At 70.3% G+C, this 24,559-nt stretch carries 28 protein-coding genes; 15 read left to right on the top strand and 13 right to left on the bottom strand.

Features of this window, described 5'->3' with window-relative positions:
• Nucleotides 1-5: 5 nt before the first annotated feature.
• From HNQ07_RS03990 to HNQ07_RS03975, 4 genes are all read left to right on the top strand, one after another.
• Nucleotides 6-893 carry a branched-chain amino acid ABC transporter permease gene (locus tag HNQ07_RS03990; RefSeq protein ID WP_184109572.1) on the top strand — a complete coding sequence of 296 codons (888 nt, stop codon included), beginning with the start codon at nucleotides 6-8 and terminating at the stop codon, nucleotides 891-893.
• Complete coding sequence (locus HNQ07_RS03985) at nucleotides 890-1,897, top strand: branched-chain amino acid ABC transporter permease (RefSeq protein ID WP_184109571.1); 1,008 nt, start codon at nucleotides 890-892, stop codon at nucleotides 1,895-1,897. Before HNQ07_RS03990 ends, HNQ07_RS03985 begins: the two co-directional genes overlap by 4 nt.
• Nucleotides 1,894-2,691: an ABC transporter ATP-binding protein gene (locus HNQ07_RS03980; RefSeq protein WP_184109570.1), complete on the top strand. Its 798-nt coding sequence runs from the start codon at nucleotides 1,894-1,896 to the stop codon at nucleotides 2,689-2,691. The genes HNQ07_RS03985 and HNQ07_RS03980 overlap by 4 nt, the downstream gene beginning before the upstream one ends.
• 96 nt (nucleotides 2,692-2,787) lie before the next feature.
• Nucleotides 2,788-3,540 carry an ABC transporter ATP-binding protein gene (locus HNQ07_RS03975; protein WP_184109569.1) on the top strand — a complete coding sequence of 251 codons (753 nt, stop codon included), beginning with the start codon at nucleotides 2,788-2,790 and terminating at the stop codon, nucleotides 3,538-3,540.
• Nucleotides 3,541-3,577: 37 nt separating this feature from the next.
• Here the strand turns inward: HNQ07_RS03975 and HNQ07_RS03970 are convergent, their stop codons facing one another.
• Nucleotides 3,578-4,318, bottom strand: a complete 741-nt coding sequence (locus HNQ07_RS03970; protein WP_221274676.1) for an MBL fold metallo-hydrolase — start codon at nucleotides 4,316-4,318, stop codon at nucleotides 3,578-3,580.
• Nucleotides 4,315-4,659 (bottom strand): YrdB family protein, encoded by a 345-nt coding sequence (locus tag HNQ07_RS03965; RefSeq protein WP_184109568.1) that lies wholly within the window; start codon nucleotides 4,657-4,659, stop codon nucleotides 4,315-4,317. The genes HNQ07_RS03970 and HNQ07_RS03965 overlap by 4 nt, the downstream gene beginning before the upstream one ends.
• Nucleotides 4,660-4,714: 55 nt before the next feature.
• Here HNQ07_RS03965 and HNQ07_RS03960 point away from each other — a divergent pair, with 55 nt between their 5' ends.
• From HNQ07_RS03960 to HNQ07_RS03950, 3 genes are all read left to right on the top strand, one after another.
• Nucleotides 4,715-5,299: a TetR/AcrR family transcriptional regulator gene (locus HNQ07_RS03960; RefSeq protein WP_184109567.1), complete on the top strand. Its 585-nt coding sequence runs from the start codon at nucleotides 4,715-4,717 to the stop codon at nucleotides 5,297-5,299.
• 32 nt (nucleotides 5,300-5,331) lie between these two features.
• Entirely contained in the window at nucleotides 5,332-6,555 is a 1,224-nt protein-coding gene (gene ispG, locus HNQ07_RS03955) for a flavodoxin-dependent (E)-4-hydroxy-3-methylbut-2-enyl-diphosphate synthase (RefSeq protein WP_184109566.1), read from the top strand.
• A gap of 418 nt (nucleotides 6,556-6,973) precedes the next feature.
• Nucleotides 6,974-7,375, top strand: coding sequence for a DUF4259 domain-containing protein (locus HNQ07_RS03950; RefSeq protein WP_184109565.1), 402 nt, complete (start codon nucleotides 6,974-6,976; stop codon nucleotides 7,373-7,375).
• Between the two features lie 10 nt (nucleotides 7,376-7,385).
• On the opposite strand, the gene HNQ07_RS03945 is transcribed toward HNQ07_RS03950, so the two are convergent.
• From HNQ07_RS03945 to HNQ07_RS03935, 3 genes are all read right to left on the bottom strand, one after another.
• Nucleotides 7,386-7,721 carry a hypothetical protein gene (locus HNQ07_RS03945; RefSeq protein WP_184109564.1) on the bottom strand — a complete coding sequence of 112 codons (336 nt, stop codon included), beginning with the start codon at nucleotides 7,719-7,721 and terminating at the stop codon, nucleotides 7,386-7,388.
• 121 nt (nucleotides 7,722-7,842) lie between these two features.
• Nucleotides 7,843-8,253: a hypothetical protein gene (locus tag HNQ07_RS03940; protein ID WP_184109563.1), complete on the bottom strand. Its 411-nt coding sequence runs from the start codon at nucleotides 8,251-8,253 to the stop codon at nucleotides 7,843-7,845.
• Between the two features lie 28 nt (nucleotides 8,254-8,281).
• Nucleotides 8,282-9,133 (bottom strand): M55 family metallopeptidase, encoded by an 852-nt coding sequence (locus tag HNQ07_RS03935; RefSeq protein WP_184109562.1) that lies wholly within the window; start codon nucleotides 9,131-9,133, stop codon nucleotides 8,282-8,284.
• A gap of 80 nt (nucleotides 9,134-9,213) precedes the next feature.
• Here HNQ07_RS03935 and map point away from each other — a divergent pair, with 80 nt between their 5' ends.
• On the top strand, nucleotides 9,214-9,975 hold the full coding sequence (gene map, locus HNQ07_RS03930; protein WP_184109561.1) for a type I methionyl aminopeptidase: 762 nt from the start codon (nucleotides 9,214-9,216) through the stop codon (nucleotides 9,973-9,975).
• A gap of 12 nt (nucleotides 9,976-9,987) precedes the next feature.
• Nucleotides 9,988-10,653 carry a pentapeptide repeat-containing protein gene (locus HNQ07_RS24335; protein ID WP_184109560.1) on the top strand — a complete coding sequence of 222 codons (666 nt, stop codon included), beginning with the start codon at nucleotides 9,988-9,990 and terminating at the stop codon, nucleotides 10,651-10,653.
• A gap of 5 nt (nucleotides 10,654-10,658) precedes the next feature.
• On the opposite strand, the gene HNQ07_RS03920 is transcribed toward HNQ07_RS24335, so the two are convergent.
• Nucleotides 10,659-11,201, bottom strand: a complete 543-nt coding sequence (locus tag HNQ07_RS03920) for a hypothetical protein (protein ID WP_184109559.1) — start codon at nucleotides 11,199-11,201, stop codon at nucleotides 10,659-10,661.
• A 216-nt stretch (nucleotides 11,202-11,417) separates the two neighbouring features.
• On the opposite strand from HNQ07_RS03920, the gene HNQ07_RS03915 reads away from it, so the two are divergent.
• Nucleotides 11,418-11,714, top strand: a complete 297-nt coding sequence (locus HNQ07_RS03915; RefSeq protein ID WP_184109558.1) for a stage V sporulation protein S — start codon at nucleotides 11,418-11,420, stop codon at nucleotides 11,712-11,714.
• A 120-nt stretch (nucleotides 11,715-11,834) separates the two neighbouring features.
• Complete coding sequence (locus HNQ07_RS03910) at nucleotides 11,835-12,518, top strand: zinc metallopeptidase (protein ID WP_184109557.1); 684 nt, start codon at nucleotides 11,835-11,837, stop codon at nucleotides 12,516-12,518.
• 94 nt (nucleotides 12,519-12,612) lie between these two features.
• On the opposite strand, the gene HNQ07_RS03905 is transcribed toward HNQ07_RS03910, so the two are convergent.
• The gene (locus HNQ07_RS03905; RefSeq protein ID WP_184109556.1) at nucleotides 12,613-12,972 is read right to left on the bottom strand and encodes a metal-sulfur cluster assembly factor; all 360 of its coding nucleotides are present in this window, start codon (nucleotides 12,970-12,972) and stop codon (nucleotides 12,613-12,615) included.
• Nucleotides 12,972-13,286 (bottom strand): rhodanese-like domain-containing protein, encoded by a 315-nt coding sequence (locus HNQ07_RS03900; RefSeq protein WP_184109555.1) that lies wholly within the window; start codon nucleotides 13,284-13,286, stop codon nucleotides 12,972-12,974. The genes HNQ07_RS03905 and HNQ07_RS03900 overlap by 1 nt, the downstream gene beginning before the upstream one ends.
• Before the next feature lie 60 nt (nucleotides 13,287-13,346).
• Here HNQ07_RS03900 and HNQ07_RS03895 point away from each other — a divergent pair, with 60 nt between their 5' ends.
• Both HNQ07_RS03895 and HNQ07_RS03890 read left to right on the top strand, forming a co-directional pair.
• Nucleotides 13,347-13,640 (top strand): rhodanese-like domain-containing protein, encoded by a 294-nt coding sequence (locus tag HNQ07_RS03895; protein WP_184109554.1) that lies wholly within the window; start codon nucleotides 13,347-13,349, stop codon nucleotides 13,638-13,640.
• A 10-nt stretch (nucleotides 13,641-13,650) separates the two neighbouring features.
• Nucleotides 13,651-15,111 (top strand): class-III pyridoxal-phosphate-dependent aminotransferase, encoded by a 1,461-nt coding sequence (locus HNQ07_RS03890; protein WP_184109553.1) that lies wholly within the window; start codon nucleotides 13,651-13,653, stop codon nucleotides 15,109-15,111.
• Between the two features lie 40 nt (nucleotides 15,112-15,151).
• On the opposite strand, the gene HNQ07_RS03885 is transcribed toward HNQ07_RS03890, so the two are convergent.
• The gene (locus tag HNQ07_RS03885; protein WP_184109552.1) at nucleotides 15,152-15,667 is read right to left on the bottom strand and encodes a hypothetical protein; all 516 of its coding nucleotides are present in this window, start codon (nucleotides 15,665-15,667) and stop codon (nucleotides 15,152-15,154) included.
• Nucleotides 15,668-15,779: 112 nt separating this feature from the next.
• Between HNQ07_RS03885 and HNQ07_RS03880 the strand changes: the two genes are divergently transcribed.
• Nucleotides 15,780-16,571, top strand: coding sequence for an alpha/beta fold hydrolase (locus tag HNQ07_RS03880; RefSeq protein WP_184109551.1), 792 nt, complete (start codon nucleotides 15,780-15,782; stop codon nucleotides 16,569-16,571).
• A 60-nt stretch (nucleotides 16,572-16,631) separates the two neighbouring features.
• On the opposite strand, the gene HNQ07_RS03875 is transcribed toward HNQ07_RS03880, so the two are convergent.
• From HNQ07_RS03875 to mntE, 4 genes are all read right to left on the bottom strand, one after another.
• Nucleotides 16,632-17,423, bottom strand: coding sequence for a formate dehydrogenase accessory sulfurtransferase FdhD (locus HNQ07_RS03875; protein WP_229831743.1), 792 nt, complete (start codon nucleotides 17,421-17,423; stop codon nucleotides 16,632-16,634).
• Nucleotides 17,424-17,440: 17 nt separating this feature from the next.
• Nucleotides 17,441-17,944, bottom strand: coding sequence for a helical membrane plugin domain-containing protein (locus HNQ07_RS03870; RefSeq protein ID WP_184109550.1), 504 nt, complete (start codon nucleotides 17,942-17,944; stop codon nucleotides 17,441-17,443).
• Between the two features lie 22 nt (nucleotides 17,945-17,966).
• Nucleotides 17,967-21,029, bottom strand: a complete 3,063-nt coding sequence (fdhF, locus tag HNQ07_RS03865) for a formate dehydrogenase subunit alpha (RefSeq protein WP_184109549.1) — start codon at nucleotides 21,027-21,029, stop codon at nucleotides 17,967-17,969.
• 121 nt (nucleotides 21,030-21,150) lie between these two features.
• Nucleotides 21,151-22,050, bottom strand: coding sequence for a manganese efflux transporter MntE (mntE, locus tag HNQ07_RS03860; protein WP_184109548.1), 900 nt, complete (start codon nucleotides 22,048-22,050; stop codon nucleotides 21,151-21,153).
• A gap of 101 nt (nucleotides 22,051-22,151) precedes the next feature.
• On the opposite strand from mntE, the gene HNQ07_RS03855 reads away from it, so the two are divergent.
• Nucleotides 22,152-24,374, top strand: coding sequence for an ATP-dependent helicase (locus HNQ07_RS03855; protein WP_184109547.1), 2,223 nt, complete (start codon nucleotides 22,152-22,154; stop codon nucleotides 24,372-24,374).
• Nucleotides 24,375-24,559: the final 185 nt, after the last annotated feature.

The raw sequence follows: 24,559 nt of genomic DNA, 5'->3' as shown, positions 1-24,559 counted from the left end.
CATTCATGGATCCAGCGGCCGCCACGGCACTCATTCAGACGATCGCGCAGGGCCTGCTCACCGGCGGCCTGTACGCCCTGATCGGCACCGGTCTGAGCCTCATCTTCGGGGTCATGCGGGTCATCAACTTCGCGCACGGGGACTTTCTCGCCATCGGCATGTTCATCACGCTGGCCCTGTTCCGCGCGTTCAACCTCGATCCGTATTTCAGCGTGCTCGTGGCTGCGCCGGTGGGCTTCGCGCTCGGGTACGTCATCCAGCGCGTCATCCTCGCGCGCCTGGGTGACCGGCTGGCAGAGGGCAGCATGCTCGCCACGCTCGGGCTGGGCCTGATCATCTCGAACACGCTGCTGCTGACCTTCGGCGCGCAGCCGCAGAACATCAACGTCGCGTACGCCACGAAGACGGTGCAGCTCGGCGGCGTGCAGCTCAGCATTCCGCTCATCGTGGCGGGCATCGGGACGCTGGCCGCCATCGGGGGCCTGAACTTCCTGCTGTACCGCACGGAACTCGGGCGGGCCATCCGCGCCACGGCGCAGAATCCGCTGGGCGCAGAACTCCAGGGCGTGAAGACCGCCACCATCCAAGCGATCGTGTTCGGGCTGGGCGTCGCGTTCGCCGCGATCGCGGGCGTACTGCTCATGCCGCTGCTGTACGCCTTTCCCACCGTCGGCGAGAACTACACCACCAAGGCCTTCATCGTGACCGTGCTGGGCGGTCTCGGGAACCTGCCGGGCGCCGTCGTGGGCGGCCTGGTGCTCGGCACCATCGAGTCGCTGGGCGCGTTCTACATCAGCAACAACTACCGTGACGCGTACGGCCTGGTCGCGTTCCTGCTCGTCCTCCTGCTCCGCCCCGAGGGCCTGTTCGGGCGCACGGTGAAACGCGTATGACCGCCACCACCACTGCTCCCGCCGCGCGCCCCCGCGCCCTGACCTTCGGAAACATGTGGCTAAGCGCCGCGCTGATCGCCGTGATCGTCCTGTACCCCATGTTCTTCGGCAAGGCCATGAACTTCGGCGTGTCCACCCTGATCTTCGCCGGGCTCGCCATGAGCTGGAACATCCTGGGCGGGTGGGCCGGGCAGACCAGCCTCGGGCACGCGGCGCTGCTCGGTATCGGCGCGTATACCATGACCCTGCTCGCCATTCCCGAGCGCGTGCCGGCGATCTTCGGCGGGCCGGTCGCGCCGTGGTGGGGCGCGCTGATCGCCATGGTGCTTGCGGCCCTGATCGCGGCGGTGTGGGGCGGCCTGACGTTCCGCCTGCGCGGCAGCTACTTCACGCTGTCCTCCATCGCGGTGGCGCTCGTCATCCGTCTGATTGCCATCAACTCCGAGTGGACCGGCGGCAGCGAGGGCCTGTTCATGCCGGACCTGCCGCGCTTCCTGGGCCTGGACCTGTTCGACCGCAAGGCCGAGTACATCCTCGCGGCGGCCTTCGTGGTCCTCACGCTCGGCATCACGCACGCCATCCGCCGCTCCCGCCTCGGCTACGCGCTGCAGGCCGTGCGCGAGGATGAGGACGGCGCCCGCGCCCTGGGCATCGACCCCACGCGCATGAAGGTGATCGCGTTCATGATCTCCGCGGCGCTCACGGCGCTGGGCGGCGCGCTGTACGGCATCTACCTGCAGGCCTTCGAGCCGCACACCCTGCTGGAACTGCCGATCAGTGTGCAAATCGCCCTGATGGCCATCATCGGCGGGCGCGGCACCATCCAGGGCCCGGCCATCGGCGCGATCCTGCTCGCGGTGTTCGGCGAGATCTTCCGCAACGTGTTCGCGAACGCGAACCTCCTGATCTACGGCGTGCTGATTCTGGTCGTGACGCTCTTCGCTCCGAACGGCGTGATGGGCCTGTTCCAGCGCGGTGGCCGCAAGCTGGGGACGGCACGATGAGCGGGCCGTCGCAGAGTCCCGCCGTCATAGCCGGCCGGACCGACTTCGGTGGGCAGCCGGTGCACGCGCCCAGTGGGCCGCCCCTGCTGGAGGCGAGCAACATCACCGTGCGCTTCGGCGGCGTGGTGGCCGTGAAGGACATCAGCCTCGCGGTGCGGCCCGGCGAGATCCTCGGCCTGATCGGCCCGAACGGCGCGGGCAAGACCACGCTGTTCAACGCCCTGACGGGCTTCGTGAAGGCCAGCGAGGGCCGCGTCGCGTTCGATGGGCGCGACATCACGCACGCGCAGCCACAGGTGCGGGCAAAACTCGGCATGGCCCGCACCTTCCAGGTGGAGCGGCCCTTCGAGGACCTCAGCGTGCTGGAGAACGTCCTGGTGGCCGCGTTCCTCAAGTACCGAGGCCGCGCCGCGGAGAACCACGCCTACGACGTGCTGGAACGGGTGGGTCTCGCAGACCGGGCCGCGCAGCCGGCGTCACAGCTGAACCTGGCGCGCCGCCGCCGTCTGGAACTCGCCAAGGCGCTCGCGCTGGAGCCCCGCATGCTGTTTCTCGATGAGAGCATCGCGGGTCTGAACCCGCCGGGCCAGCAGGAGATGGTCGCCCTGATCCGGCAGCTCGCGCAGTCCGGGCTGGGCATCGTGATGGTCGAGCACATCATGCACGTGATCATGAGCCTGTCGGACCACGTGATCTGCATGGCCTTCGGGGAACTCCTCGCCGAGGGCGACCCGCACGACGTCGCCGCGCACCCCGATGTGATCCGTGCGTACCTGGGAGACGACGATGACTGAGAACGGCAGCCACGGGCTCCGCGTTGCAGGCCCCGAGACGAACCTGTCCCTTCCCGCTCCCGGCCCGGAGTCCGCAGGCCGCCGCGGAGGACGCCCATGACGGCCGTCACCGTGAAGCGCCCCGGCTTCGTGCCCGGTGAACGGGTGCTGGATGTCCGTGACCTGGAGGTCGCGTACGGTGAGGTGCAGGTCGTGTTCGGCGTGTCGCTGCACGTGGACAAGGGCGAACTCGTCGGGCTGGTCGGCGGGAACGGCTCGGGCAAGAGCACGATCCTGCGCGTCGTGTCGGGCATGCTCAAGGCCAGGGGCGGCGCGGCCGAGTACCGCGGGCAGAACCTGAACGGCGTCCCGCCGCACCGCATCACCGAGATGCGCGTCGCGCACGTCCCGATGGGCCGGCAGCTGTTCGGGCAGATGACCGTCGAGGAGAACCTCCTGATGGGCGCGTACCTGCCGCGCACCAAGGCGAACCGCGCCGCGAACCTCCAGAAGGTGTACGACTTCTTCCCGCGCCTGACCGAGAAGCGCACGTCACCGGCGGCGGCGCTGTCCGGCGGGGAGCAGCAGATGGTCGCCATCGGCCGCGCCATCATGAGCGAGCCGGAAGTGCTGCTGATGGACGAGCCCAGCCTGGGCCTCGCGCCGCTGGTCGTGCTGGAGGTCATGCGCGTGATCGGCAGCCTGCGCGAACTCGGCCTGACGGTGCTGCTGGTGGAGCAGAACGTCCGGCAGGTGCTGAAGGTCACAGACCGCACCTACGTGCTGGAACTCGGGAAGCTCGTCAAGGAGGGTCCCAGCGCCGAGCTGATGGGCGACCCGGACATCATCAAGGCCTACCTGGGCGTGTGACCGGGGGCGTTGCCGGCGGTGCCCACGTGCACGGCCGTCAGCGCTCGCTCTGCTGAGCCACCCCGTTCTTGCCGGCGACGGCTGCCGCGCTGCCCATCCCGGTCATGCGCGCCACCGTCCCGGCGATCCGGCGCGTCAGGGCCGACGGCTCCTCCCCACTTTCGGCGTGTTCGACCGCGCGGCGCATCGCGGGCAGCGGATCGGCAAGCACCCGGCCGTGACCGACCGCGAGGAACCGCGCGGGCACATCCAGCAGGGCGCGGGCGCTGCGGGTGGTCTGCGCGGGGTCGTGCGTGCCCAGCGTTGGCAGGGGGAACACGGCGCTCAGGACGCTGGCGACGTGGAGGGACGGAACGCTCACGAAGGTGTCGCCGGCGTACAGCGTACCGTCGCGGTCGTCCAGGAAGGCGACGTGGCCGGGCGAGTGCCCCGGCGTGTCGATGACCGTCAGCGATCCGATCCGGTCGCCGGCCCGCAGCAGGCGGGTGGGCGCGGCGCGGCAGCCCCGCTCCGCGAGCAGCGCGGCGTCGTTCTCGCCGACGAGGAGTTCCAGACCGGGCCGGGCGGCCATCAGGGCGTCCACCGCGCCGATGTGGTCGTCGTGGGCATGGGTCAGCGCAACGCGGGTCAGTGGCCGGCCGAGGGCGCGGACAGCGCGCTGGACGCGGCGCTCCAGGCCCGGCAGACCCGCGTCGATCAGCGTGACGCCGTCCGCTTCCGGCACGAGGTAGGTGTTGATCAGGCCAAACTGCGTGACGCGGATCGGAGGGCGACTCATCGCGTGCCCCCCAGTACGGCGCTCAGGAGGGCCAGGGAGAGCAGCGCTGCCGCGGGCACGACGCCGGCGACGGTGCTCAATGCCAGGGCACTGACGGCGAACACCGCGAGCTTGGCGAGCGGCCACCACACGCCCGTGACCGGCACGGCCGCTCTGGGCGACAGGAACACGCCCCACACCGTCCCGAAGGTGAGGGCCGTGCCCAGCGCGCCCATCCAACCGCCGGAGTGCCAGCCCCACACCGCCACGGCCCCGAGCGCGCCGAGTTCCGTGGCGAAGGCGAGGACATCGGCGCCGCCGACCGTCGTGCCCGGCGCGGTCTGAACAGTGTTCGCTTTCATGATGAACACTGTACGTTTTCGTGGCCGCGCTGTCAAGGCGTACACTGTTCACCCGATGCCCTATCCGTCCAAGCTCACGCCCGAGACCATTGAGGAGGTCGCGTGGACGCTGTTCCAGGCCGGCGGCCCCGACGCGCTGAGCATGCGCTCACTTGCAGACGCGCTGGGTGTGCGGGCTGGCAGCCTGTACCGCCATGTCGACAGTCGGGACGCCCTGCTGCACGCCCTCGCGCAGCGAGCGGCCCGTGACCTGCAGGCCGAACTCGTCCGCGCCGCCGAGGGCCACCTGCCCCGCAACGCACTCCAGGCCGCCGCCGGGGCGTACCTGCACTACGCCCGCACCCACCCGCACGCCTACGCCCTCTTGCTTGTCCCGGACGCACACGGCCCCGCCAACGGCCTGGCCACGGACGCCGGTAAGGCGCTGTGGAACACCTTGCTGGGCCTCGTCGGGGCGCTCAGCGGCGACCTCGACGACACGGACCACGCGGTCGCCGTGTGGACGTTCCTGCACGGCGCAGCCAGCCTGGACCGCGCCGGAATCTACGGCGGCAGCGGTCCGCGCGGCGGCATCGACCTCGGCGTGAATGCCATCCTCGACCACGCGCAGGACGCCGGCCGTCGTAAGCGTCCTTCCTGACCGCCGGGCACCGCCCCGCGTACACTGCCCACATGACCACCCGCCGCCAGACCGTGACCGTGGACGTGGGCGGCGTGCCCATCGGCAGCGCGCACCCCATCGTCGTGCAGAGCATGACCAACACCGACACCGCCGACGCCGAGGGCACCGCCATCCAGGTCGCGCAGCTCGCCCGCGCCGGCAGCGAGATCGTGCGCGTGACCGTCAATACCCGCGAAGCTGCCGCCGCCATTCCCGAGATCGTCGCCCGGCTCGCGGAGGTCGGCCTGAGCGTGCCCATCGTCGGGGACTTCCACTACAACGGGCACATCCTGCTGCGCGAGTTTCCGCTGGCGGCGCGGCTGCTCGCCAAGTACCGCATCAACCCGGGCAACGTGGGGGCCGGCCAGCACCACGATGCAAACTTCGCCACCATGATCGAGGTCGCCCGGGAGTACGACAAGCCGGTGCGGATCGGCGTGAACTGGGGCAGCCTCGACCAGCAGGTGCTCGCCCGCCTGATGGACGCGAACGCCGCCGCCGGCAGCCCCAAGAGCGGCACGGACGTCATGATCGACGCGATGGTCGTGTCCGCGCTGGAATCCGCCGCGTACGCCGAACAGCTCGGCCTCGCGCACGACAAGATCCTGATCTCGGTGAAGGTCAGCAGCGCGCCGGAACTGTGGCAGGTCTACCGTCAGCTTGCCCCGCTGTGCGACTACCCGCTGCACCTGGGCCTGACGGAGGCCGGCATGGGCATGAAGGGCATCGTGGCCAGCAGCGTGGCCCTCGCGCCGCTGCTCACCGAGGGCATCGGCGACACCATCCGCGTGTCGCTGACCCCGGAACCCGGCGCGAGCCGCAAGCTGGAGGTCGAGGTCGCCCAGCAGATGCTCCAGAGCCTGGGGCTGCGCCAGTTTTTGCCGCAGGTCACGAGCTGCCCCGGCTGTGGGCGCACCACCAGCGTCTTCTTCCAGGAACTTGCTCAGAAGATCCAGGACTTCATCCGCGACACCATGCCCGAGTGGAAGGCGAGGTACCCCGGCGTGGAGGAGATGCAGGTCGCCGTGATGGGCTGCATCGTGAACGGCCCCGGCGAGAGCAAGCACGCCAACATCGGCATCTCGCTGCCCGGCACCGGCGAGGACCCCCGCGCCCCCGTGTACCAGGACGGCAAACTCCTGACCACCCTGAAGGGCCCCCGCATCGCCGAGGACTTCCAGGCGCTGCTGGAGGCCTATGTCGAGCGAACCTACGGCAGCGACGTTCCAGCGTAGGCGCGCCGGATTCGGGCACTTGCCGCGATACGGCTGACTTAGGGAAACCAAGCTAGACCTGCTTGACCAGGTGACCTCCGCGCGGACGCACCGGCGTCGTACGTCGTGCCAACACAGTTCCCGTTTTTGGTCGTCTCGACCACGTGCACCTCAGCAGAAGCATCGATGTACGGGAGTCGACCTGGCAGCAGACCAGTTCGCCTCCTGCATTCACCGGGCGTGGCCGCGTGCCTGAAACGTGACAGATGCGGTCCACCCTGAGACCCTGGCCCGCTCCGTTCAGTCCGACACGTCACCGGTGGTGACGGGGAATGCGCCGTTGTCTGCTGCGGCTTGACCTGCCTCCGAGGACGAATTTCCCTCCACAGAGAAGGCTTGGGTGAAGGCGCGCCTGACCGAATCCCATTACCCTGAACATATGGGCACCTGGGGCACCGGCAGTTTCGACAACGACAGCGCCGCAGACTTCATCAAGGAAGTCGTGGAGGACGGCGCGGTGGCGCTCCGGGAAGCCCTGGAGGTGGTGCTCGACCCGGACCTTGATTACGTCGAGGCTGAGGAGGGCTCGCGCGCCATCGCCGCCGCTGAGATCATCGCGGCGATCACGTCCGGCGACCACCGCTTCGTGACGGACGACGACCTGCTGTCGTGGGTGGAGGACGCCGACGCCCGCAGCGTGAGCGGTCAGCGCGCCCTGGCGCTCGACGCCGTGGACCGCGTGGTTGGGCCGGACAGCGAACTGCCCGAGCTGTGGGAGGACTCCGAGGATCTGCGCGACTGGCAGCGCGACGTGCAGCGCCTGCGCGCCACGCTGGGCTGACACGTCCGGATCAGCGCGTGCCGGGAACCGGCTCGTACACGCCGCACACGAGCACTTCAGACTCCGCCGGGCGCCACAGCGGGACCAGCGACACCTCCCTGCCGCCGATGCTGACCCGCACGGCGTCGCCGATCACCATGTCGGCCGGCACGGCGACCAGTCCCTGGAGAGCGCCCAGCGCGGGGGCGTGCGCCGCCGCCTGCTGCGCGCCGTCGAGCACTGCCGGGTCGAAGCGGACGCTGCCCTCGCTCCTGACGAGCGCGACCGGCCCCCGGCCGGGGGCCGGAGCGTAGTGGGGCACATCGACGGGCTGGGCGGGCAGCACCTTGGGAATCCGGGGTGTCACGCGGCCCGCCGGGTACGAGGTGCATTGGAGCGGCCGGTCACGGCCGAGGAGGAGTCAGCGGTGGGCATGGTTGCAGTGTGCCGCATCCCGGCGCGGCAGAGCTGCGGTCTGCGGCCGGCCTTCAGAAGCGCAGTTCCAGGCCCACGCCGGCGCCGAGGTGCCCGGCGGTGCTGCCCCGCACATACGCGCGCCAGCCGGCCGGTCCCAGCAGCGGACCGCGCAGGCCGCCCTCGCCGTAGAACGCGAAGCTGTTCGAGTATTCCGCGCCGACCGTGGCGAAGGCGTCCACCCGCGTGATCGGGATGTTCAGGTCGCGCAGGGTCACGCCCGCCGCATAGCGGTTGGACACGCTGGTGTTCCACGCCCGCTCCGCACTGGCCTCCACGCCCAGACGGCCGATCAGGGGCACGCTGAGCAGCGAGGTGCCCGCGTGCACGCCGAACCCGCTGATGCCGGCGTCCGCGCCGAGCCACACGGCCGCGCCGGCGGTGGAGGAGAGGGCGGCGGCGAGTAGCAGGCAGCGCAGGGGCATGCTCCACCTTAGCCGCCGTGAATGAGAATTACCCGTCCAGGCGCACTTCGCCCACCTTGGCAAGCATGCGGAAGGTCTGGAACAGGTGATACGCGTCGGGGCTCGACCACCCCACCGTCACGGCGTCCACGCGGGTCACGCCGGGCACCCGCTCGCACGCGTCGGCGCGGGCCTGGTGGTTGAACGACAGCTGCGCGGACGCCGGCCACACGGTCGTGTACGGCGTGGCGTGGCCCGCCGCCCGGACGCCCTGTGCCGCGCCCTCGCGGATGCGGCGCTGCGCTTCACGCGGGTGCAGGTGCGCGGCCGCGAAGCTGCTCAGGCCCTCCTTCACCGCCACCGTGACCACCTGCGGCCCCAGTTCGGCCGTGATCTCGCTCATGGCCACGTCGTCCCCGCACGCGAACACCACGGGCACGCCGTAATGCCCGGCCACCAGGGCATTCAGGCCGTACTCGCCGGTGGACACGCCGTTCACGCGCACGTCGCGGAGAAAGCCGTTCCACGTGTGCGCGAGCGGCCCGCGCATGCTGCCGGCCCGCGCGTGATAGCCCACGAAGAGCAGCGCGCCCACGCCGCTGTCCTGCACGCCCTGCACCATGCTCAGCGGCTTGTCGTTGCCGCTGGTGAAGCGCACGCCGTCCGGCAGGAGTTCCGGGATCAGGTTGCGCATGGTGTCGTGGCTGTCGTTCACCAGCACGTCCGCCGCGCCGCCGTCCAGGGCGCCCTGCGCGGCGGCGGCGGCCTCCAGCGTCATGCGCTCGCGGGCGCGCTCGTACTCGGCGCTGCTGACCAGGCCGCCGAACTCCGGCGGGCTGACCTGCACCCAGCTCGACACCCCGCACACACCCTCCATGTCCACACTGATCACGACCTTCATGGCCGCAGCGTAGCCCACGTGCGGCGCATCCTGGCACACGTCCCCATGCGGCGAGGCCGGTCATGTTAGCCTCCGGTGTTATGAGCCGTGTCGCCCTGAAATCCGCCCGCGAGATCGAGATCATGCGCCGCGCCGGGGCGCTGGTGGCCGAGACCTTCCGTGTGCTGGAACCGTATGTGAAACCCGGCGTGACCCTGAAGGAACTCGACACGCTGGCCGAGGAGCACATCCGCCGGGCGGGCGCGGTGCCCGCGTACCTGGGCTACGGCCCCAAGTCCAGTCCGTTTCCCGGCACCATCTGCGCCAGCGTGAACGAGGTGATCTGCCACGGCATCCCGGACGGCCGCGTGCTGGAGGACGGGGACATCGTTGGCGTGGACATCGGCGTGCTGCTCGACGGCTACTACGGCGACGCGTGCTACACGTACACGGTGGGCACCGTCAGCGAGCGGGTGCAGGGGCTGGTGGACACCACCCGCGAGTGCCTGAACGCCGGGCTGGAGGTCGTCCGGCCGGGCGCGCGCCTGGGCGACATCGGCTACGCCATCCAGTCGCTCGCGGAGGGCCGCGGCTACTCGGTCGTGCACGAGTACACCGGCCACGGCATCGGCAAGAAGCTGCACGACGAGCCCACCGTGTATCACCACGGCGTGCGCTACACCGGCCTGAAGCTCCAGCCGGGCATGGTCTTCACCATCGAGCCCATGATCAACCTCGGCCGCCCCGAAACGCGCCTGCTGAGCGACAAGTGGACGGTCATCACCGCCGACAAACAGCCCAGCGCGCAGTTCGAGCACACCGTCGTGGTGACGAACAAGGGGCACGAAGTCCTGACGCTGTGACATCCTGAACTGGTGACCGGCCACCCCCGCCCCCTGCCGCCGCGCTTCCCGAAGGGCGGCCTGCGAGAAGTCGGGGCCGACGCGCTGGAGGACGAATCCACGTACCGCGCCGTGGTGATCGAGGGTGGCCGGGTGCCGGCCCGCCTGCACGCCGTGGCCTTCGAGGGCTGCGTGCTGCGGGGCGTCGACCTGCGCGACATCGACTGGACGCTGGTGCGCTTCGCGGACGTGCGCGTGGAACGCTGCGACCTGAGTGCCGCCCGAGTGGCGGACGCGGCCCTGGACCGCGTGGAGGTGCGCGGCGGCCGGCTGCTGGGTACCCAGCTGCCCGGCGTGCTGCTGAAGAACGTGCTGCTGTCGGGCGTGGCGGCGCCGTTCTCGATCTGGGCCGGCGCCCAGGCCACCCGCGTGCACCTGGACACCTGCGACCTGACCGACGCCGTGTTCACCGGCGCGTCGCTGCCCGCCGCCACCCTGAGCGGCTGCGTGCTGCGCCGCACCGACTTCCGCCGCGCGGACCTGGGCGGCGCCGACCTGCGCGGCTCGGCGCTGTGGGGCGTGTCCCTGGGCCTCCCCGACCTGGCGGGCGTGACGGTGGATTCCGCGCAATTGCCGGCTCTTGCGCACTTCCTGGGCGTGACCGTGGCCGACGGAAGTCCTGACGACCCCGACGCCTGAGCCCGTCAGGAGCGCAGGTACTCGCGGACGGTGCCGGGGCCGTCCTCGAAGCGGTCTTTCAGGAAGCGGCCCTGCGTGAGGAGGTGCTGGGCGGCCGTCTGGTCCAGCCCGAGCGCCGCCGTGACGCCGCGCGCGATGGTTTCGAGCTGCTCCTGCAGATGGGCCTCGGGACTGTAGCCGCGGGCGAGGAGCTGCTGCCGCCCGGCGGGTGTGAGGTGCAGGTAGGCCCGCAGGGTCGCGGGCAGGTAGTCCAGCCGCGCCTGGCGCAGCAGGAACTGCGCCTGTGGGTCCAGGCGGTCGTATGGGGCGTCCTGAAGGCGGCACAGCAGCGCCAGCGCGTACTGCCGGTGGGGTTCCGGGAGCCGCAGGGCCAGGGCCGGTGCGTCGTCGGCCGCGGGCGGAGCCGCGCTCTCGGGGGCGGGCAGCGCCGGCCGCAGGGCTGCCAGCCGTTCCATCTCGTGACGGTGGATCAGCTGGCGGCGGACCAGGGGGAACGCGAAGACGCTCCCGAAGAACAGCAGGGGGACGAGGGTCGCTTCAGCGTGCACGGATCAACCTCCGGGTGAGGAGAACGGGGGACAGGGCCGCACCCTAGCGTGTGTGCGGGGCGTGGGCGTCCCACCAAAGGCGCAGTCCACACGCGCAGCGCTCGCCAGGGCCGGGCGGCGCGGGGGGTGGTGGCCCCACCCCTGGACGACGTGCTGGAGGGGCCCGCCGGGGGCATTGCCGGTGACAGGTCACGTGCCTAGACTTGGTTCAACGTGATGGCTGACTCTGCCCTTCCCCTCGAAATCCTGCGCGTGTCCGGCACCTCGCGGCCGAACGCGATCGCGGGCGCGGTGGCGGCGCTGCTGCGCTCGAAGGGTGAGGTGGACATCCAGGCGATCGGCCCCACCGCCGTGAACCAGACGGTCAAGGCCCTCGCCATCGCGCGCGGCTACCTGCACGGCGACGCGCTGGACCTCTACACCCAGCCGGAGTTCGTGAAGCTCGACGTGCAGCACGAAGAGCGGACGGCCGTGCGCTTCCACGTGCGCTCGATGCCGCTGCCGACGCACTGACCCACGGAACCTCAAGGGCGTGAGGACCGCTCCTCATTAAACCTGAGTGGGACACGCTAAGATATGTCCAGAGGGCGCCGCCAGGCGCCCCCTGCCCCCACTCCAGGAGGAGTTGCTGACATGTTCCTTGGCCCGTACACCGTCCTTATCCTGATCGTCTTCGTGGCCTCCATGGCCATCCAGGCGTACCTGAGCAGCACCTACCGCAAATGGGGGCAGGTCCGGAATCCGCGCTCCATGACCGGCGCCGATGTCGCCCGCCTGATGCTCGACGAGAACGGCCTGGGTCACATCCCCGTGCAGGCCGTGCCCGGCAACCTGACCGACCACTACGACCCCATCCGCAAGACCGTGAACCTCAGCGAGAGCGTGTACGGCGTGCCCAGCGTGGGCGCCATGGCCGTCGCCGCGCACGAGGTCGGCCACGCCATCCAGGACAAGGTGCACATGCCGGCCCTGGTGCTACGCGGACAGATGGCCGTGCCGCTGAACCTCGGCATGAACCTCGCGCCGCTGCTGCTGCTCGCCGGCATCTTCCTGCACATCAGCGGTCTGCTGTGGCTCGGGGCGATCCTGTTCGGTTTTGCCCTGCTGTTTCACCTCGTCACGCTGCCCGTCGAATTCGACGCCAGCCGCCGTGCCCTGAACTACCTCCAGCAGCGCGGCCTGAGTGGCGGCGGCGAGGGGGGCAACGGCGCCCGTGCAGTGCTGACTGCCGCCGCCCTGACCTACGTGGCCGGCTTCGCCATGGCCCTCGCGCAGTTCCTGAACATCCTCGGCATCGCCCGCAGCAGCGACGACTGAGGCAGGCCGTCCGGAGCGCCCGACCGGACAGACAAAACACCGTCCAACTGCCAGATCAGCGGTTGGACGGTGCTGGTGTTGAGTTCCTAGATGTTCACACGTTGAAGCCGAACATCCGCATCTGGCGCTTGCCGTCCTCGGTCATCTTGTCCGGGCCCCATGGCGGCGTCCACACGAACTCCACGTTCACGTCGGTCACGCCGTCCAGGCGGCCCACGGCCATCTCCGCGTCGGCGCGGATCAGGTCCTGCACGGGGCAGCCCACGCTGGTCAGGGTCATGGTGATGTCCACCGCGCCGTTCGGATCGATGTCCACGCCGTAGATCAGGCCGAGGTCCACGACATTCACGGGAATCTCGGGGTCTTTCACGACCTTCAGGGAGTCCAGGATCTGCTCGGTGCTGGGCAGGCCGCTGCTCGCCGCGTCGGCCACCGGGGGAGTCGTGTCGTCCATCAGCCCTGCCCCTTCACGCTGGGCAGGCCCGCCTCGACCCACGCGTTCGTGCCGCCGGTGAGGTTGGCGACCTTCGAGTAGCCGTGCTGCGCGAGGAATTCGCCGGCGCGGGCACTGCGGGCGCCGCTGCGGCAGATCATCACGAGGTCGGCGTCCTTCGGGAGTTCGGTGTAACGGGCCTCGAACTCGCTCAGCGGGATGAGCTGTGCGCCGTCGGCGTGCACGTCGTCGTATTCGTTCTGCTCGCGCACGTCGACGAGCAGGGCGCCGGCCTGCACGCGGCGCTGGCCTTCTTGCGGGGTGACTTCGTCCATGAGGAGCAGGATACCTGACCGCCCCACTCGGAATGTGCGGCCCCGATCTATGCTCGGGTCATGACCCTGCCCGACACCGGCACCGTGATCGACCTGCGGCCGGACGACCTGCGCGCCGCCCAGCCTCTGGACGGCTTGATTCCCCTGCCGGTCGTGGCCGTCACGCTGGACGCCATCGAGGAGGGCCAGCACGCCCTGGCGCCCCTGACAGCGCCCCTGGTGGTGGTCTGCGAGCGCGGCGTGCGCTCCGGCCTGGCCGCCCGGTACCTGCGGGCCGACGGACTGGACGCCCACGCGTACCCCGGCGGGGTGCCGGCCCTGCTGCGCGAACTCGGTCGTACGCGCCCCGGCTAGACTGGCGGGCATGCCCGGTCTCCCCGAAGGTTTCATCCACACCCAGGACGTCCTCCACGAGCGGCTCAGCGGCCCGCGCGTGCGGGAGCTGGAACTGCGCCACGGCAACGAGGAACTCCTGCACGGCCTGGACATCCTGGGTCTGGCCGGCCCGTTCTCCCGCGTGACGCCGTGGGAACTCGAGGACGAGCGCGGCGTGCGGCGCATCAACGCGAGCGGATACGCCGCCATGCCCTTCGGGGAGATGCCGCCGGCCATCACCGACTTCATGCACGAGTTCCTGACGCACAACCGCGCCATGGGTCTGCCGCAGCAGTCCACGAGTCCGTGGCGCGCGGCGCTGGAGGCGAACCTGGTGCGTCTGCTCGCGCGCGAATTGCCCAGCCACGCGGACTCGCAGGTGTTCTTCTGCTCCAGCGGCACCGAGGCCATCGAGGGCGCGCTGAAGTTCGCCAAGGCGTGGCGCCGGGGGGCGAAGTACGCCGTGTCCTTCGGCAGCGGTTACCACGGCAAGACCCTGGGCTCCCTGAGCCTGACGCCCAATCCCGAGTACCAGGACATCTTCCGGCCGCTGGTGCCCGGCGCGGTCACGAGTCCTTACGGCGACCTGGAGGCCTTCAAGCGCCTGCTGCGCCGCCTGGGGCCAGACAGCGTGTACGCGGTGGTCGTCGAGCCGATTCAGGGCGAGGGCGGCGTGAACATCCCGCCGGCGGGCTTCCTGTCGGGCCTGGGCGAGGTGTGCCGCCGCCACGGCATCCCCGTGATCGCCGACGAGATCCAGACGGGGCTCGGGCGCACCGGGCACTGGTTCGAGTCGGCCGCGCAGGGCCTCGACCCGGACATCGTCACGCTGGCCAAGCCGCTCGGGGCCGGCCTGACCGCCGTGGGCGCCACCATCGTCCGCGCGCCCATCTACAAGAAGATGCTGGGCGGCCTGAGCAGCAAGCGGCACAGCAACACCTTCGGCGGCGGCGCGCTGGCCATGGCCGTCGGCCTGAAGTCGCTGGAATACCTGCTGGAGCACGACCTGCCCGCGCGCAGCCTGGAGCTGGGCGAGATCGGTCTGACCCGCCTGCGCGCCCTGCACCGCCGCTTCCCGCAGCTGCTTGAAGACGTGCGCGGCCAGGGCCTCCTGATGGCCATGCAGTTCCGGCCGATGGTCGGCATCCCCCTGCCCAGCATGCTGCGCGAGATCGTGTTCGAGGCGACCGCCATCCTGGCGCTGCGCGAACTGCACCTCGGCGGCGTGATGGCGAACCTGTCGCTGAGCAGCAAGCGCACTGTCCGCCTGACCCCGGCGCTGGACATGCCCGCCGACGTGTTCGGCACGCTGCTCGACCGCGTGGAGGCCTTCGCGCAGACGCACCCGAACGCCCGCGACCTGCTGCTGAAGACGCCGCCGCAGGTCACCGCGCGCCTCGCGGCCTTCGCGGCGACCTCACCCAAGAAACGCACGCCCAGCGACGGCTGACCGCCCACGGCGCGGGGCGACCTTCCGTCGGCTCGTCAGCTCACGCCAGGCCGCACGCGCGCTGCACCAGCAGGTGCAGTTCGTCCCGGCCCAGGCGCCGGGCGTCGAGCGGCAGATCGTCCGGCAGGTCGCTCAGGCCCCGCACGATGGGCACGAAGCGGAACTCCGGCCGCATGACCAGGTCGCGCCGGGCGGTGAGCGCCAGGACGAAGTCCAGCCGCAGCTCGAAGTGCGCGTTCACCTCGGCCCGCAGCGGCTCGGCGTCGCCGGCCAGGAGCGCCACCAGCGCCGGGTGCGGCGTGAAGGCGTCCTCCAGTTCGCTCAGAACCCGCGCGGTGTCGAGGAACACCGCCGCGTTCGGCAGGGCCGCGCCCGCAATCCGGCGGCGGCATACCTCGGCGCTGTCGCCGCGCACCAGGCTCACCGTGCGGCCCGCGCGCACCGCGCCGCCCAGCATGGCCCAAAGCCGGCCCAGGCTGGAGTAGCGCGCCAGCTCCACGTACCCGGCCGGTTTCGAGACCAGCGGGCGGGTGGGCCGTTCGGCAGAGGCGGTCACCCCGCCATGCTAGCGCTGCCCGCGCCCGACCGGCCGCGTCCCTGCCTGACCTCCCGGCGTGGTGTGGCCGTTCCCGCATGTGCTGGGCGGCCGGCTGAGGCATCCTGAGGGCATGACGACCCTGCGTCCGGTCCGCCAACGTCTGTCCGCCCGCGTCCGCGCGTGGATCACCGCCGTGCTGGCCCTGCTCTCCGGGTACGTGATCGCCACGGCGCGGCAGGCGGCGGTGCGGCCCCCGCTGGTGCTGGGGCAGGACGCCGTGCCCCCGAGCGGTCAGGACTCGTCGCAGGTGACGTTGGAGACCTCCGGCGGTCAGGTCATCGACATCCGGCCGTCCAGCGGCGAGGCGACCACGCTGCTGATCCTGTACCCGGGCGGGCTGGTGCGCCCCCAGGCCTACGAGTGGATCGGCCGCGCCCTGACCATGCACGGCGTGCAGACGGTGATCCCGGTGTTCCCGCTCGACCTGGCCGTGACCGGCATCAACCGCGCCGGCGGCCTGATCGCCCAGTACGGCCAGGGCAAGCGCGTGGTGATCGCCGGGCACTCGCTGGGCGGCGCGATGGCGGCCCAGTACGCGGCCGGGCACACCGACCAGCTGGCCGGCATGATCCTGATGGCCGCGTACCCGGCCGGGAACGTCACTCTGAAGGGCAAGACGCTGCCCACCCTGTCCCTGCTGGCCGAGAAGGACGGCGTGGCCGACCCACAGGAGGTGCGCGGCGGCCTGGACCGCCTGCCGGACGACACCACGCTGACCGTGATTCCCGGCGCGGTGCACGCCTTCTTCGGCCGCTACGGCCCCCAGAAGGGCGACGGCGTGCCCACGGTCACCCACGGGCAGGCCGAGACCTCCATCCTGGCGGCGATCACCGCTTTCCTAGACAAGCTGCCCGCCCGCTGAGCGGCGCTGGCCTCCTCGCCGGCGGCGTCGGCTGGCGATCCCGGCCCGCCGCAGCGTGGGTCATGCCCCATCCGACACGCGCTCCGGGCCGGCATATACCGTCAGTCGGCCGTCGCGCGTGAAGCCGCACAGTGTCACGTCGAACGCGGCGGCCGTCTCGACCGCCAGGGTGGTGGCGGCCCCCACCGCCACGACGAGTGCGATGCCGGCCGTGATCGCCTTCTGGACGATCTCGAAGCCCGCGCGGCTGCTCACCACCAGGACGTGGTCACGCAGGGGCAGGTGGCCCTGCGCGTGGGCCCAGCCGACCACCTTGTCCACGGCATTGTGCCGGCCGATGTCCTCGCGCGTGCACACCAGCTGGCCGCCCGGCACCACCAGCGCGGCCCCGTGCAGCCCGCCGGTCGCTCCGAAGCCCGGCTGGCGCTCCCGAAGCGACGTGGGAAGGCCCGTGAGCACCCGCACTGGGATCGGCAGGGCCGTCCACGTGGGCGGCGCGGCGCGGGCCAGCAGCTGTTCCACGCTGCCGCTGCCGCAGACCCCGCACGCGCTCGACGACACGGCCAGCCGCGCGCCCGCCGCGAGCCGGGCGTGCTCCGGCGAGTGCAGATGCCACACGTTCGGATTCTCCGGGTCGTCGTTCAGCGTGAACCCGGTCGGTAGCAGGCCCTCGGCCACCAGCCAGCCCAGCAGTAGCTCGCGGTCATGGCCTGGGGTGCGCATCAGCACGCCCAGCGCGACCGGCCCGTGCGGGGTGTGCAGGCGGAGCTCCAGCGGCTCCTCGACCGCCACGGCATCGTCCTGGGCGTACCACTGCCCCTCCCGGTAGGTTCGGACGGGCAGATGGATCACCGCAGGATCGTCTGCGCTCAGCGCCCGACCTCGGCCTGGTGCGCGGTCTGGCCGATCTCGCCGTCCGCCTCGCGCAGCGCACGGCCCGCGCCCTTGAGCACTGCAAAGACCGCGCCGAGCGCCACCTGCACGTCCCGGTCTTTCAGCAGGCCCAGCACCTCGCCCAGCCCGAGCCCCTTGCCGGCCGCCACGTGCCGCGCGCCCTCGCTCACGCCGACCGTGACCGCGTGGCCCAGCACGCTGACCTCGCGCGGATCGAGGGCCGACAGCGTCTTGCCGACCTCGGTGACATTGCGCAGCAGCGTGGTGCCGCTCTCGCCGCCGGTGATGTGCAGCAGTGACGCGACCAGCCCCTCACCGCCGCGCACGGTCTTGCCGAGCACGTCCAGCACGCCGTGCGCGTGCAGCTGCCGCAGGACATACAGCCCTTCGAGCAGCGCGTCGGTGGAGTCCTCTACGCCGGCGTGCAGTGTTTCCTGCGGGGTGGGCGTGCGGGGCGTGAATTCAAGCGGTTTCGCCATGGGATCTCCCGGTGGTGTGGGGTCAGTCGTCCGCGCCCAGGGCGTCCGATCGGGCGTTCAGGCTGTCGCCGAGCATGGGCAGTGCGCCGCCCGGGTACACGTAGTCGGGCCGCGCCCACTTGCGCTCGACCTCCACGCCACTCTGCGGCGTCGGGTGGCCCCAGCGGTGGTTCGTGGCGGGCAGCGGGTTGTCGCCGACGTCGTGCAGGAGTTCCATGCGGACGCTGGTGTCCTTGTAGGCGGGCGTGTGCGTCTGCGCGTCGCCCTGGCTGCCGGTCAGGAAGTTCACGGCGTTCTCGGCCTTGCGGGCGTTCAGCGGCACGTACAGTTCATTGCCGCTGACCCGCGCCGTCACCAGCGCCTGGAGGCGGATCGCGCCGTGCGGACTGACCAGCCGCACCCACTGCCCGCTCTGGATGTTGCGCTCGGCGGCCAGTTCCGGACTGACCTCCACGAACGCGTCCGGCACTTTCTCGGCGAGGCCGTGCACACGGAAGGTCATGTTCCCCTCGTGAAAGTGCTCCAGCATCCGCCCGGAGTTCAGGTGCAGGTCGAACTCACCGCCCGGGGGCTGCTGGCGCGGGCGGTATTCGGCGGGATGCAGCTTCGCCTTCCCGTCGGGGAAGTGGAAGCGCTCGGTGTACAGCAGCGGCGTGTCGGTGCCGTCCTCCGCGACCGGCCAGCACAGCGAGCCGTAGCCCTCCAGCCGTTCGTACGTCACGCCGGCGAAGAACGGCGACAGTCGGGCGATCTCGGCCATGATCTCGCCGGGGTGCGTGTACGTCCACGTCACGCCCAGGCGCTGCGCGACCGCCATGTAGATCTGCCAGTCGGGCCGCGTGCCCTTCAGGGGCGGCATGACTTGGTACAGGCGCTGCATGCGGCGCTCGGTGCTGGTGAAGGTGCCCTCCTTCTCCAGCGACGCGGCGGCCGGCAGCACCACGTCGGCGTAGCGGGCCGTGTTCGTGAAGTACAGGTCCTGGACCACCAGGAACTCCAGCGCCTCGAAACCCCGGGCGAGGTGGTTGGCATTCGAGTCCGTCAGGCTCATCTCCTCGCCGGTGATCCACAGGGATTTGAGTGTGCCCTCCAGCGCGGCGTCCAGCATCTCGGTGTTGTCCAGGCCCTTGTCCGGCCGCAGGCGGATGCCCCACTCGCGCTCGTGGCGGTCCACCACGACCGGGTTCGTGACCTTCTGGTAGCCACTGACCTGATCCGGCATGGCGCCCATGTCGCCCGCGCCCTGCACGTTGTTGTGGCCGCGCAGGGGGTACGCGCCGGTGCCGGTGCGGCCGTAATTGCCGGTCAGCAGCAGCATGTTGCTGATCGCCGCGCTGGTGTCGCTGCCGCCGCACTGCTGGGTCACGCCCATCGCCCACAGCACGCACACGCCCTCCTCGGCCGCAATCTGGCGGGCCAGCGCTTCCAGGGTTGCGGCGGGGATGCCGGTCTCCTGCTCGGCGTACTCCAGCGTGTACGCGGCGACCGACTCGCGGTACTCGTCCAGACCGGTCACGCGGGCGTCCAGGAACGGGCGGTCTTCCAGGCCGTGGTCGAGGATGAACTTGTTGACCGCGCTGATCCACACGAAGTCCGTGCCCGGCTTCGGGCGGATGAACTGGTCGGCGCGCCGGGCCAGTTCGTGCTCACGCAGGTCGAACACGATCACCCGGGTGCGGCCCTGCTTCTGCGCGCGCTTGATACGGGTGGCGAGCACCGGGTGGCTCTCGGCGGTGTTGCTGCCGATGGTGATGACCAGCGAGGCGTGCTCGATGTCACGGATGGTGCCGCTGTCCCCGCCTATACCCACCGTCTGCGACAGCCCCTTGGTGGCCGGCGACTGGCAGTAGCGCGAGCAGTTGTCCACATTGTTCGTTCCGATCACCTGCCGGGCGAACTTCTGCACCAGGAAGACTTCCTCGTTGGTGCTCTTGCTGCTCGCCACGAAGGCCAGGGCGTCGGGGCCGTGCTGCGCACGGATCTCGCCGAAGCGCCACGCGATCAGGTCCAGCGCCTCGTCCCACGTGGCCTCGCGGAAGCGCTCGCCGTCGCGGATCAGCGGCGTGGTCAGGCGCTCGCCGCTGTTCACGTAGTCCCAGCCGAACTTGCCCTTCACGCACGTGGAGATGCCGTTGGCATGCCCCTCGCCCGGCTCGACCTTCAGGATGTGGCGCTCGTCCGTCCAGACGTCGAAGGAGCAGCCCACGCCGCAGTACGTGCAGACCGTCTTGGTCTTCTTGATGTAGCGGTCACGCGCCGCCGACTCGATCTCCGAGACGTTCATGATCGGCTTCAGGCCCGTGCTGCCCTCCACGCCCTTGACCACGTCGATGGCGGCGTTCCACACCGGCAGCGGAATGCCGGTGAACAGCCCCGCCTGCCCCAGCATGGACTTCTCCTGCAGCGCGTTGCACGGACACACCGTGACGCAGTGGCCGCAGCTCACGCAGCTCGACTCGCCGATGGGCTTGCCGCCGTCCCACAGCACGCGCGGCTGCCCGGCCTCCCAGTCGATGCTGAGGGTCTCGTTCACCTGCACGTTCTGGCACGCCTCCACGCAGCGCCCGCACAGGATGCACTGGTCCGGGTCGTAGCGGTAGAAGGGATTCGAGTCGTCCTTGGGGTAGCCCTTGGGCTGGAACGGCCGGGTCTGGTGCTGGATGCCGAGCACCCCCAGCGTGTTGTGCACCGTGCAGTTGCCGTTGTTGTTGTCGCACACCGTGCAGTACAGGTCGTGGTTGCTGACGATCCGGTCGTAGGCGTCGCGCTGTGCGGTGCGGGCCGCAGTCGTCTGCGTCCGGACCACCATGCCCGCCTGCACCGGCGTGCCGCACGCCCGGCCGACCACGCCGCCGATCTCCACCGAGCAGGTATCGCAGGTCTGGATCGGCCCCAGCTGCGGGTGGTAACACACCTGCGCCAGCGGAATCTGCGCGCGGTTGATCACGTCGATGAGCGGCTCACCGAGCCACGCCTCCTGCGCCACGCCATCCACCGTGATGTGCACCCGCGCGCCGCGCGCAGGCCGGACCGGGCCCGGCGTGTGACGGCTGTCTGTGCTCTGCGGCACGTCGGTTTTGCCCATGTTCCTGCCTCCACTCCAGCTGATCTGCGGCGAGTATAGGCACGGCCCCCGCGCGTCAAATGAATCAACCGACGCAGCGCGACTTTACGTAGCGTTTAGCTCAGCAGCACACACCGTGCGTTCACAGCACCAGCACGCCGTGGTGCTTGGCCTTCTCCTGCGGCTCCACATGGATCGTGACGCTGATGTCGGGCATCTCGGCGCGCAGGGCGTCCTCCAGGCGGTCGCAGATGGTGTGCGCCGACTCCACCGTCATGGTGCCCGGCACGACCAGATGGAACTCGATGAAGGTCATGCGGCCGGCGTGTCGGGTTCTCAGATCGTGCACCTCCAGGGCACCGTCGCCGTGCTCGCTCAGCAGTGCCCGGATGCGGCCCTCGGTCTTGCTGTCCACCGCGGCGTCCATCAGGCCGCCCACCGAGTCGCGGACCAGCTGCCACCCGCTCCACAGGATGTTCAGCGCCACCAGCAGCGCCAGTGCCGGGTCCAGGAACGCCAGCCCCGTGAGTTTGGCCGCCACCACGCCGATCAGCACGCCCACGCTGGTCACCACGTCGCTCATGACGTGCCGGCCGTCGGCCAGCAGCGCCGGCGACCGCGACGCGCGCCCGGTGCGCAGCAGCAGCGTGGCCCACACGGCGTTCAGCGCGCTGGCCCCCAGGTTCACCAGGATGCCGGCGTAGGGCGCGTCCACCGCCCTGGGGGCCAGCAGCACCGGGATCGCCTCGCGCGCGATGCTGATCGCCGCGAGCACGATCAGCACGCCCTCGGCCACCGCGCTGAAGTATTCGGCCTTGGTGTGCCCGTAGGGGTGGTTCGCGTCGGCGGGCCGCGCGGCGACCTGCAGGGCGATGAACGCCGCGACCGCCGCCGCCACGTTGATGATGCTCTCCAGCGCGTCCGAGTACAGCGCGACGCTGCCGGTCATGGCATACGCCAGGAACTTCAGGCCCAGCACGACCAGGGCGACAAAGATGCTGCCCAGGGCGATGGTGAGGGTGGCTGTGGGACGCGGACTCATCCCGGCGAGGCTAACAGGGTTAGGTGCGACGAACACCGTGCCCTGCCCGGGAACACCCCCCGTTATGTCCAGAGCAGAACCGCGCCTGATACACTTCACAGGTGACCACCGCGCCGGACCTGCTCGCTGCCCTCAATCCTACCCAGGCCGAGGCCGCCGACCACTACACCGGCCCCGCCCTGGTCATCGCCGGCGCCGGCAGCGGCAAGACCCGTACGCTGATCTACCGCATCGCCCACCTGATCGCCCACTACGGCGCGGCGCCCGGCGAGATCCTGGCCGTGACCTTCACCAACAAGGCCGCCGCCGAGATGCGCGAGCGCGCCAGCCACCTCGTGCCGGGCGCAGATCAGCTGTGGATGAGCACCTTTCACTCCGCCGGCGTCCGCATCCTGCGCGCGTACGGCGAGCACATCGGCCTGAGGCGCGGCTTCGTCATCTACGACGACGACGACCAGCTCGACCTGCTCAAGGAAGTCATGGGCAGCGTGCCCGGCATCGGCCCGGAGACCAGCCCCCGCGTCGTGCGGGGCATCCTCGACCGCGCCAAGAGCAACCTCCAGACGCCCGCCGACCTTGACCGCGCGTATGAGCCGTACATCAGCGGCATTCCCAAGGACGCCGCCGCCGAGGTCTACCGCCGCTACGAGGACCGCAAGAAGGGCCAGAACGCCATCGACTTCGGCGACCTCATCACCGAGACCGTGCGGCTGTTCCGCGAGGTGCCGGGTGTGCTGAACGCCGTCCAGAACCGCGCGAAGTTCATCCACGTGGACGAGTACCAGGACACCAACAAGGCGCAGTACGAACTCACGCGGCTGCTGGCCTCCCGCGACCGGAACCTGCTGGTGGTGGGCGACCCCGACCAGTCGATCTACAAGTTCCGCGGTGCCGACATCCAGAACATCCTCGACTTCCAGAAGGACTACCCGGACGCCAAGGTGTACATGCTGGAGCACAACTACCGCTCCAGCGCCCGCGTCCTGGGCATCGCCAACAAGCTGATCGAGAACAACGCCGAGCGCCTCGACAAGACCCTGCGCGCCGTGAAGGAGGACGGGCACGCCGTCGTGTTCCACCGCGCAACCGACCACCGTGCCGAGGGCGACTTCGTGGCCGAGTGGATCACCCGCCTGCACGCCCTGGAGGGCCGCCGCTTCGGCGAGATGGCGATCCTGTACCGCACGAACGCCCAGTCCCGCGTGCTCGAAGAGTCCCTGCGGCGCGTGCAGATTCCCGCGAAGATCGTCGGCGGCGTCGGCTTCTACGACCGGCGCGAGATCAGGGACATCCTCGCCTACGCCCGGCTCGCCATCAATCCCAGCGACGACGTGGCCCTGCGCCGCATCATCGGCCGGCCCAAACGCGGCATCGGTGACACCGCGCTGGAAAAGCTGCTTGACTGGGCGCGCATCCAGGGCACCACGCTGCTCGAGGCCTGCGCCCGCGCCGCCGACGACCGCATCCTCGACCGTGGCGCGAACAAGCCCGTCGAGTTCGCCCAGCTGATGGCCGCCATGAGCGACGCTGCCGAGAACTACGAACCCGCGCCCTTCCTGCGCTACGTCATCGAGACCAGCGGCTACCTCGACCTCCTGCGCACCGAGGGCCAGGAAGGCCAGGTGCGCGTCGAGAACCTCGAGGAACTCGTGAACGCCGCCGAGGAGTGGTCGCAGGATCACGACGGCACGATTCAGGACTTCCTTGACGACGCCGCGCTGCTGTCCAGCGTCGACGACATGCGCACGAAACAGGAGAACAAGGGCACCCCCGAGGACGCCGTCACCCTGATGACCATGCACAACGCCAAGGGCCTGGAATTCCCCGTGGTGTTCATCGTCGGCACCGAGGAGGGCCTGCTGCCCAGCAAGGGTGCCCTCGTCGAGGCCGGCGGCATCGAGGAAGAGCGCCGGCTGTTCTACGTCGCCATAACCCGCGCGATGGACCGGCTGTTTCTCACCGCTGCCGAGAACCGGATGCAGTTCGGCAAGACCAACGCCGCCGAGGACAGCCGGTTCCTGGAGGAGATCGAGGGCGGCTTCGACACCGTCGACCCCTACGGCCAGGTCATCGAGTACCGCGCCAAAACGTGGAAGACCTACCGGCCCACCGTGCCCGTCACGCCCAGCGCCGTGAAGAACACCAGCCCCATGACGGAGGGCATGGCCTACCGCGGCGGCGAGAAGGTGCGGCACCCCAAGTTCGGGGAAGGACAGGTACTGGCGGTCGCGGGGATGGGCGAGCGGCAGGAGGTCACGGTGCACTTCCCGTCGGCCGGGACGAAGAAGCTGCTGGTGAAGTTTGCGAATCTGACGGCGGTTTGAAAAGGAGGCCCTACCTCCTGGCCTCCTACCCCAGTGGGGCAGGGGGAGAGCGCTGCGCTCGGCAAGTGGTCGCCACGTCGCTCTACTTGGCCGTAACTGGAGCCTCGTCAGCGAGGGGCCGCGTCCTTGCCTCGGGCGTTGTCGCCGTCACAGCCCGCGCGCTGCGCGCACGACGGCTTTCGGTC

The sequence above is a fragment of the Deinococcus metalli genome (assembly GCF_014201805.1).
In the GTDB taxonomy this organism is placed as follows: Bacteria; Deinococcota; Deinococci; order Deinococcales; family Deinococcaceae; genus Deinococcus; species Deinococcus metalli.
This window is presented reverse-complemented; position numbering and strand designations above follow the sequence as displayed.

Bases quoted from the DNA above. Each gene is read 5' to 3' on its own strand.
- HNQ07_RS03895 (WP_184109554.1), top strand. From the start codon at position 13,347: ATGACCCTGCCCGACACCGGCACCGTGATCGACCTGCGGCCGGACGAC.
- HNQ07_RS03910 (WP_184109557.1), top strand. From the start codon at position 11,835: ATGTTCCTTGGCCCGTACACCGTCCTTATCCTGATCGTCTTCGTGGCC.
- mntE (WP_184109548.1), bottom strand. From the start codon at position 22,050: ATGAGTCCGCGTCCCACAGCCACCCTCACCATCGCCCTGGGCAGCATC.
- HNQ07_RS03980 (WP_184109570.1), top strand. From the start codon at position 1,894: ATGAGCGGGCCGTCGCAGAGTCCCGCCGTCATAGCCGGCCGGACCGAC.
- HNQ07_RS03975 (WP_184109569.1), top strand. From the start codon at position 2,788: ATGACGGCCGTCACCGTGAAGCGCCCCGGCTTCGTGCCCGGTGAACGG.
- HNQ07_RS03965 (WP_184109568.1), bottom strand. From the start codon at position 4,659: ATGAAAGCGAACACTGTTCAGACCGCGCCGGGCACGACGGTCGGCGGC.
- HNQ07_RS03950 (WP_184109565.1), top strand. From the start codon at position 6,974: ATGGGCACCTGGGGCACCGGCAGTTTCGACAACGACAGCGCCGCAGAC.
- HNQ07_RS03915 (WP_184109558.1), top strand. From the start codon at position 11,418: ATGGCTGACTCTGCCCTTCCCCTCGAAATCCTGCGCGTGTCCGGCACC.
- HNQ07_RS03970 (WP_221274676.1), bottom strand. From the start codon at position 4,318: ATGAGTCGCCCTCCGATCCGCGTCACGCAGTTTGGCCTGATCAACACC.
- HNQ07_RS03880 (WP_184109551.1), top strand. From the start codon at position 15,780: ATGACGACCCTGCGTCCGGTCCGCCAACGTCTGTCCGCCCGCGTCCGC.
- HNQ07_RS03990 (WP_184109572.1), top strand. From the start codon at position 6: ATGGATCCAGCGGCCGCCACGGCACTCATTCAGACGATCGCGCAGGGC.
- HNQ07_RS03870 (WP_184109550.1), bottom strand. From the start codon at position 17,944: ATGGCGAAACCGCTTGAATTCACGCCCCGCACGCCCACCCCGCAGGAA.
- HNQ07_RS03935 (WP_184109562.1), bottom strand. From the start codon at position 9,133: ATGAAGGTCGTGATCAGTGTGGACATGGAGGGTGTGTGCGGGGTGTCG.
- HNQ07_RS03890 (WP_184109553.1), top strand. From the start codon at position 13,651: ATGCCCGGTCTCCCCGAAGGTTTCATCCACACCCAGGACGTCCTCCAC.
- HNQ07_RS03985 (WP_184109571.1), top strand. From the start codon at position 890: ATGACCGCCACCACCACTGCTCCCGCCGCGCGCCCCCGCGCCCTGACC.
- ispG (WP_184109566.1), top strand. From the start codon at position 5,332: ATGACCACCCGCCGCCAGACCGTGACCGTGGACGTGGGCGGCGTGCCC.
- HNQ07_RS03900 (WP_184109555.1), bottom strand. From the start codon at position 13,286: ATGGACGAAGTCACCCCGCAAGAAGGCCAGCGCCGCGTGCAGGCCGGC.
- fdhF (WP_184109549.1), bottom strand. From the start codon at position 21,029: ATGGGCAAAACCGACGTGCCGCAGAGCACAGACAGCCGTCACACGCCG.
- HNQ07_RS03940 (WP_184109563.1), bottom strand. From the start codon at position 8,253: ATGCCCCTGCGCTGCCTGCTACTCGCCGCCGCCCTCTCCTCCACCGCC.
- HNQ07_RS03905 (WP_184109556.1), bottom strand. From the start codon at position 12,972: ATGGACGACACGACTCCCCCGGTGGCCGACGCGGCGAGCAGCGGCCTG.
- map (WP_184109561.1), top strand. From the start codon at position 9,214: ATGAGCCGTGTCGCCCTGAAATCCGCCCGCGAGATCGAGATCATGCGC.
- HNQ07_RS03960 (WP_184109567.1), top strand. From the start codon at position 4,715: ATGCCCTATCCGTCCAAGCTCACGCCCGAGACCATTGAGGAGGTCGCG.